Annotated in this window: 6 protein-coding genes; 4 read left to right on the forward strand and 2 right to left on the reverse strand. The window is 56.7% G+C overall.

Annotation, left to right across the window (positions count from 1 at the left end; all coding sequences use genetic code 11):
- Positions 1 to 329: 329 nt before the first annotated feature.
- Positions 330 to 1,520, reverse strand: a complete 1,191-nt coding sequence (locus E1H13_RS22310; protein WP_169616838.1) for a DNA double-strand break repair nuclease NurA — start codon at positions 1,518 to 1,520, stop codon at positions 330 to 332.
- 291 nt (positions 1,521 to 1,811) lie between these two features.
- Here E1H13_RS22310 and E1H13_RS22315 point away from each other — a divergent pair, with 291 nt between their 5' ends.
- Complete coding sequence (locus E1H13_RS22315; RefSeq protein ID WP_169616840.1) at positions 1,812 to 2,024, forward strand: hypothetical protein; 213 nt, start codon at positions 1,812 to 1,814, stop codon at positions 2,022 to 2,024.
- Between the two features lie 253 nt (positions 2,025 to 2,277).
- Positions 2,278 to 2,973 carry a rhomboid family intramembrane serine protease gene (locus E1H13_RS22320; RefSeq protein ID WP_169616841.1) on the forward strand — a complete coding sequence of 232 codons (696 nt, stop codon included), beginning with the start codon at positions 2,278 to 2,280 and terminating at the stop codon, positions 2,971 to 2,973.
- 244 nt (positions 2,974 to 3,217) lie between these two features.
- Here E1H13_RS22320 and E1H13_RS22325 read toward each other — a convergent pair whose 3' ends face one another.
- On the reverse strand, positions 3,218 to 3,694 hold the full coding sequence (locus tag E1H13_RS22325; protein ID WP_169616843.1) for a DUF1643 domain-containing protein: 477 nt from the start codon (positions 3,692 to 3,694) through the stop codon (positions 3,218 to 3,220).
- A 114-nt stretch (positions 3,695 to 3,808) separates the two neighbouring features.
- Here E1H13_RS22325 and E1H13_RS22330 point away from each other — a divergent pair, with 114 nt between their 5' ends.
- Both E1H13_RS22330 and hemW read left to right on the forward strand, forming a co-directional pair.
- The gene (locus E1H13_RS22330) at positions 3,809 to 5,131 is read left to right on the forward strand and encodes an MFS transporter (RefSeq protein WP_169616845.1); all 1,323 of its coding nucleotides are present in this window, start codon (positions 3,809 to 3,811) and stop codon (positions 5,129 to 5,131) included.
- On the forward strand, positions 5,128 to 6,339 hold the full coding sequence (gene hemW / locus E1H13_RS22335) for a radical SAM family heme chaperone HemW (RefSeq protein WP_169616847.1): 1,212 nt from the start codon (positions 5,128 to 5,130) through the stop codon (positions 6,337 to 6,339). Before E1H13_RS22330 ends, hemW begins: the two co-directional genes overlap by 4 nt.
- Positions 6,340 to 6,770 lie beyond the last annotated feature (431 nt).

A 6,770-nucleotide genomic window follows, 5' to 3' on the forward strand; every position in this document is an offset into this window, starting at 1 on the left:
CATCTGAAGAACGAAAAACGAAAAGGGAAGAACGTAGGGCGTAGCCCGTGCGTAGCAAAGGGAAGAATCCAAAATCCAAAATCCAAAACTCCCTCCCAGCAACATTCCCTCCCAGGGCGGACACATGGGTCCGCCCCTACGGTATCTCTCCTTTCCCGACCGGTGCATTGCGGCCCCAGGTTGACCACCAATACCCAGACCCCGACCATCAATGCACCCTACGGCTTCAATCCAAAATCCAAAATTCAAAATCCAAAATTCACCCCATCCCCCCACCTCCCCACCTCCCCACCTCCCCACCTCCCCATCTACCCATCTACCCATCTTCCCTACCGCCGCCGCTGCTTGCTCACCATCTTCCGGGACAGCCGCAGGTTAATCGACTCACGCTCGGCCCAATCTTGCAGCACCCGCAAGAAAATGTGCTTGTCTTGCCCTTGCAGCACAGCGGTTTGGTCCGCCGTTTCAATGGCGTAGGGGTAGCCGCCGCCGACAATCACCTCCCCCCGCACCCAGTTCAGGTACTGGGGCATCTGGCCGCTGTCCCACATCCAGCGGGGCATTTCCAGGCGGGCCGGATGGCCGTCTCGGGTGGTTTTCAGGTAGGTGAAGGCAATCTGGTCCTGGTAATGGTGATAGTCATCTAAAATACCGCCGCGATCGCATTGAAAGACTGCCGTGCGATCGCCCCACTGCATCAGTCGGGAGAGCAACTGGGCATCGTGGATCCCTTCAGTGGCCTCCAGGCCGTAGGCATGGTGCAGCAGGGTGGTTAAATCGCGAGCGTAGGAAGTGTCCACATAGCCCACCAGGGGCACCCGCCGTCGTTCACTGGCGGCCAGCAGGTCTAACATCGCTTGCACATAGGCCGTTTGGCTGTCTTGATCAAAGGCCTCGGCAAAGGTAACCACCAGCGCCCCGTCAAAAAACACTAAGGTCCGCTCGGGCTGGGGGCAGGTGTCTATAAATTCCACCAGCCGAGCCACCTCCATCTGAAAGCGGCGAATATTCACCCGCCGCTCCACCGGCTGGGCTGGGTTAGGGCCAAGGTCCTTTGGGGTCATGAGGTCGACCCGGACATCTTTGTTGTAAGGCTGGTCAGGGCTATGGGGATTTTCAAACCAGCCAATTTGAATCAAGGCAATGGGAATTGACAGATCCTTTCCCGGCGAAATTTGGGAGCCATCCACAGCGAAGGTGGTGATGTCTGTCAAAATGTCCTGCACCCACTGTTTACTGGCTTCTCGGTTGGACCAGGGGGCCGTAGCTGGGGCTGACTCGGCGCAGAAAAACGGTACGATTCCCTTCTTTGCCGTGGTCAATTCCTCCAACGGCTGCGCCCCAGTGGGAGAGGCATGGATCGCCAACTGGTCAATCTGTTGAGCCAAGGGCAACGCCGCAAACTCCACCCAGGCCCGATGATACCCCTGAAGCAGTTCAAACTTAGCCCGATTGAAGGAGCTAAAGGCGGCGCGCTTTTGGTCTAGCAGGGTTTTAATTTGGGAAGGACTCACCGGCATACCCCATCCACCATTCAGAACACTTGTATTAACGGGCAATTGTAACGGGTTTCTGGGGGCTTGTCATCACGCTAGTACTGGCTGACCGAAACCTGACCACATTTGCTGAGGTGGCAGGTATCAGGAATGGTGGGCCGACTAATGCCGCAGATCACTAGTGAACCGCTGCCGTCAGGGTTTTCCCTGAGAGCAAGACAGGCCTGGGGTAGAAAGTTCCGTAATCCTGATGGTGGCGGCTAACATGGCGATCGCTACGCTAAGGCTAGCAACGTGCCACAGAGAGTTCCAGCAATGATTTTCCAACTGTACGGCTTAACAGCGCTGATGGTGTTGGCTCTAGCCATAGGCCCATTCTTGAACGACCCACAAGCCAAAACTCGCCCGGGAATGTGGTTGTTTCTCGCCCTGGCGATGGCGTTGGGGCCAATCACCCTACCGAGTATGCTACGTCAGCGGTTACGTCCCCGTTCACCGCGACGGGTCAGAACAATTCAATATTCCTAATCAATAGTCCTAATCAATAGGTGGACAAAAATAAAGAGTTCAACGTTGCTGGTTTCGACCCCGCTCAACCAGCGACGAGGCCTGAGCGGAGTCGAAGGCCGGATCAAGGGTTAGTCAGAAATTGTGTCCATGTACTTACTTAAGCCGTACTGGCGATGCGCGGACTCCACCAGTCAGTGGGCAGGGTGAGTGGGCAGTCAGATACCAAAAAAGTTACCCTGTCATTATTCGCCGCTGCATTCTGCTTCAGACTTTGGACGACTTTGAACTACAGGCCAAACTCAAGCAGCTTGAGACAGAGGTAGACGGCCAAGCTGCTACACCGTCTACCCAAAGCCAAAGGCCACCGGTAGATGGGAAACCAACCTCAACCCGGCCCGCCCGGTCGTGGGGGCAGCGGCTGAAGCGCAATGCCCTGTTACCTTTCTGGATTTTAGCGATTCCCTGGGCCCAGGAGATTATTGACCAGGTCTTTTTTGGGGGGCAATGGAATTTTCCGGTGCATCCTCGCAGTCTGGACGGGGTACCAGGCATTTTCTTGTCGGCGTTTTCCCACGGGGGCTTCGGCCACCTAATTGGTAACAGCATCGCCTTTGTGCTGTTCAGCTGGCTGATTCTGGCCAAAAGCCGCCGCGACTATTGGATTGTATTTTTGATTGGCTGGCTGGGGGGTGGTTTCGCCACCTGGCTACTCGCCCCTAGCAGCGCCCATGGGTTAAGCGGGGTGGTGTATACCCTGTTTGGCTATCTGCTCTGCATTGGCTGGCTAGAGCGGCGGATTATCCCGTTGCTGATTTCGGTGTTTGTGTTGATTAACTACAGCACCTTTATTTTCGGTATTTTTCCGACCCATCCCATGGTGGCCTGGTGGGGTCATTTGATTGGCTTTGTACTGGGTATTTTCGCAGCCTACGGAGTTTACCGCGAGCCCAAGCGGTTGACGGACTAGTGGTCTGTCAATGCAACAGCGTAAGGCTGACTGCTGTTGGGTGACCCTACGTTTCACCCAGTCAACCTACAGGACTCTATTTTTTAGACTTGACGCTGCACTAGTACTCTGAGGCAGAAATGACTCGCCTACTTCCGCAAGCTCAAACCTTTGCGTAGATAGGAATTCCCTTTCTGCCTGCTACGCACGGGCTGCGCCCTACTGCCTTCTGCCTTCTTACTTCTGCCTTTTTGTACTAGCCGTCTCAAGTCCAGGGTTGGAGGCTGATACCCCGGGGCACATAGAGCGGATGGCGGGGATGCCCAGTGCGGTTACGGCCTAAGCAGGTCCACTTGTCTTGGTAGGGGGCCAGCAGAGCCAGGACAGCCCGATCGCGCTGGCGTAGGCCGCCCCAATTACCCCAAGCGAGAAGAATCTGGTGGGCCTGGGCGGCGGCGGCGAGTAGGGTTCTGTCATTGTCAGGTCCAACGGGATCGCTGGCCTGCTTGAGACAGCGGGGATAGGCCGTGCGGTAGGCAAATAAGTTGACCATTTCGATGGCACCAAAGCCCCAGCTTTTGGCTAGCCCCTGGCAGCGACGCAACGTCGGGTCATCGACAGTGGCGTCAGCCTGGCTAGGATTGAGCATGATGATGGTTAGCCAGGGGCAGGATGGCTGCCACTGGCGGGTCAAGCTGTAACGATAGTGGCCACTGGGGTCAAAACGAGCCCCACGCTCCATAGCCGACATTTGAAATAATTGTTTACATTAGAGATGTTGAATTGATCCGCAAACCTCGGGCTATTCGGATCTCGGGGTGATTGTCTTCCCCTCCCGTCTTGGAATGTTAGAACCTTGACTATTTTCTCAACCTTCAACCCATCAGTGCGCTCGAATTTAGTGATCCTGTTTGCGGCGGGCCTATGCTTTTGGGCCGGACTAGCCGGGTTGCTGCCCACCCTGCCTCTGTTTATTTCCACCCTAGGGGGGAGCGGTCAGCAAATTGGCATTGTTATGGCCTCCTTTGCGGTGGGGCTATTGGTGGCTAGGCCTACCCTGTCCCGCCTGGCGGATGACCGGGGCCGCAAGTTTGTGATGGTGATTGGCCTCTCGGCGATCGCGATCGCCCCCTTTGGCTATTTGCTAGTCCAGCTGTTGCCCCACCTGACTGTTCCCATTGCTTTCGGCCAGCGCACCCTAACGGTGGATCTGTCCATTCTTTCCCTGATGGCCATTCGTGCCTTCCATGGCCTTAGCATTGCCGCCTTTGTGGTGGCCTACAGTGCCCTGGTGGTCGATCTCGCCCCGGCCGATAGGCGCGGCGAGCTAATTGGCTACATGACCCTGGTGAACCCCATCGGTATGGCCCTGGGGCCGGCTTTAGGGGGCTTTTTGTACGAAGCCTCTGGATTTGTCACAGCGTTTTTGGTGATGGGAATTTTGGGCCTGGTGGGCCTGCTACTGGTGTCACAACTGGATGAGCCGCCCCGCCCCAGCTTTGATTCTCCCTATCAGTCCTCCAAAAAACCTGAGATGTTTTGGGGACTCCTTTGGACGGGGCGCATTCGCACCCCGGCCCTGGTGCTGCTACTGGTGGGGCTAGCCTTTGGTACCCTCAGTACCTTTGTGCCTCTGTACGTGCAGGAAACTGGGTTGGCGCTGAATGTGGGGTTGATTTATGCGGCCTCAGCCATGGCTAGTTTTAGCTCTCGATTGGTGGTGGGTCGAGCTTCAGATCGCTACGGTCGAGGTCGGTTTATTACCGCGAGTTTGGCGATTTACAGCCTGGCGATGGGGCTGTTTTGGCTGGCAGAGAGTGCTCCGGCCTTTCTGCTGGCCGGGTTAGTTCAGGGCTTTGCCGCCGGGACCCTGATCCCGATGATTGCGGCCCTGATGGGCGATCGCTCTAGCCCCAGCGATCGCGGTCGTACCTTTGGTCTAGCTATGGTGGGCTTTGATGTGGGCATTGCCCTGGCCGGTCCTGTGTTTGGCACCATCGCCGATGGCATTGGCTATCGCGGTATTTTTGGCCTGGCCGGAGTGATGACCCTGGCTGGGGTGCTGATCTTCATTACCACTAGCAGCAAAGACCTGCGCCACTCCCTCCAGTTCTCCCTAGCCCACGGGCGCGACGTGTACGCTGTGGATCTGGCGAGTGTTGCCCAAGATCCCTTATGACCGCCGACCCCGTTTCCGCCTACGTCCACATTCCTTTTTGTCGCCGCCGTTGTTTTTACTGCGACTTTCCCATTTCGGTGCTGGGCAATCAGCGCCGGGGAGAAACGTCCATGACTGTGGACAGTTATGTGGAGTTGCTCTGTGAGGAGATTGCGACAACCCCAGCGGGGCCGCTGCCGCTGCAAACAGTCTTTTTCGGCGGTGGCACTCCCTCCCTGTTGTCAGTGTCCCAGCTAGAGAAAATCCTGGCCCAGCTGGACCAGCGGTTTGGTATCAGGGCTGGTGCAGAAATTTCGATGGAAATGGATCCGGCTACTTTTTCTCTAAAGCATTTGCAGGGATATTTAGCGGCTGGAATCAACCGCATTAGCCTAGGGGGGCAGGCCCTAGACGACACCACCCTAGAAGCCTGTGGCCGCTTCCACCGTGTGGCCGATGTCTATCAAGCGGTGGAGTGGCTGCACCAGCTCACCATGGCCAACTGGAGCCTGGATTTGATCTCAGGGCTGCCCCACCAAACCCTGGATGATTGGCAAGCTGGATTGTCCAAGGCTACAGCCTTGGAGCCGCACCACCTATCTATTTATGATCTGACGGTAGAACCTCAGACCGTGTTTGCCCAGCGCTATCAGCCGGGGGATGCCCCCCTACCGACGGATGAGCAGACGGCTCAGATGTATCGCCTGACTCAGGCCTATTTAACGGCTCAAGGGTATGAGCACTACGAAGTGTCCAACTATGCTCAACCGGGCCATCAATGTCAGCATAATTTGACCTATTGGCGCAATCAGCCTTACTACGGCTTTGGCCTGGGGGCCACCAGCTACACCCAGCAGCAGCGGGTCAGTCGCCCCCGCACTCTGACCTCCTATCGGCAGTGGGTGCAGGGGTTCCAAGCGGCTGGCGGTCTGCATCACGAGCCCGCCACCCCCCCGACGGAGCAGTTGCTCGATCGCTTGATGGTAGGGCTGCGGCTGCAGGAGGGGATCCCTGGGGAGGAGTTGCGAGCGCTCTGTCCCCCAGCCACCTGGGCTCTGCTCCAGGCCGCCCTCCAACCCCACATCCAGTCAGGGTTGGTGGTCATCGAGGGGGACGCCTGGCTAACCCTGGGCCGATTGCACCTCAGCGATCCCGAAGGTTTTCTGTTTTCTAACGGAGTGCTGGCGGATTGTTTTCGGGCCTTAGATCAAGGGGGCGATCGCGCATAGGCCAACCCATCGGTCCGCCCCTACGTACCTGAAAAACGAAAAAAGAAAAGGGAAGAGTCCAAAATCCAAAATCTCCCCACCTTTCCTAGTCCTCACCCGTGGGTTACGGCGGCACTTAAGTGAGCCGACGATCGCCCCAACCCCGACCGCCTAACCCACGCCACGCATTCAAAATTCAAAATTCAAAATTCAAAATTCAAAATTCCCTCCCTGCACCATTCCCTCCCAGTATCTCTCCTTTCCCGACCGGTGCATTGCGGCCCCAGGTTGACCACCAATGCCCAGACCCCGACCGCTAATGCACCCTTGTATGTAAGGGTTGGCCCAAAATAGACCTAGGAGTGACTCTGGATGCACCCTAAAGCCCTTTAGAGCTTGCACGGTAGAACAAGAGCCTCCCTCATTTTGCCCATCGGATCGCGACCAGCAGA

Source organism: Nodosilinea sp. P-1105, assembly GCF_012911975.1.
In the GTDB taxonomy this organism is placed as follows: Bacteria; Cyanobacteriota; Cyanobacteriia; order Phormidesmidales; family Phormidesmidaceae; genus Nodosilinea.

Excerpts from the sequence above, each read along its gene's own strand:
- E1H13_RS22315 (WP_169616840.1), top strand. The coding sequence starts at position 1,812 with ATGATTTTCCAACTGTACGGCTTAACAGCGCTGATGGTGTTGGCTCTA.
- hemW (WP_169616847.1), top strand. The coding sequence starts at position 5,128 with ATGACCGCCGACCCCGTTTCCGCCTACGTCCACATTCCTTTTTGTCGC.
- E1H13_RS22310 (WP_169616838.1), bottom strand. The coding sequence starts at position 1,520 with ATGCCGGTGAGTCCTTCCCAAATTAAAACCCTGCTAGACCAAAAGCGC.
- E1H13_RS22325 (WP_169616843.1), bottom strand. The coding sequence starts at position 3,694 with ATGGAGCGTGGGGCTCGTTTTGACCCCAGTGGCCACTATCGTTACAGC.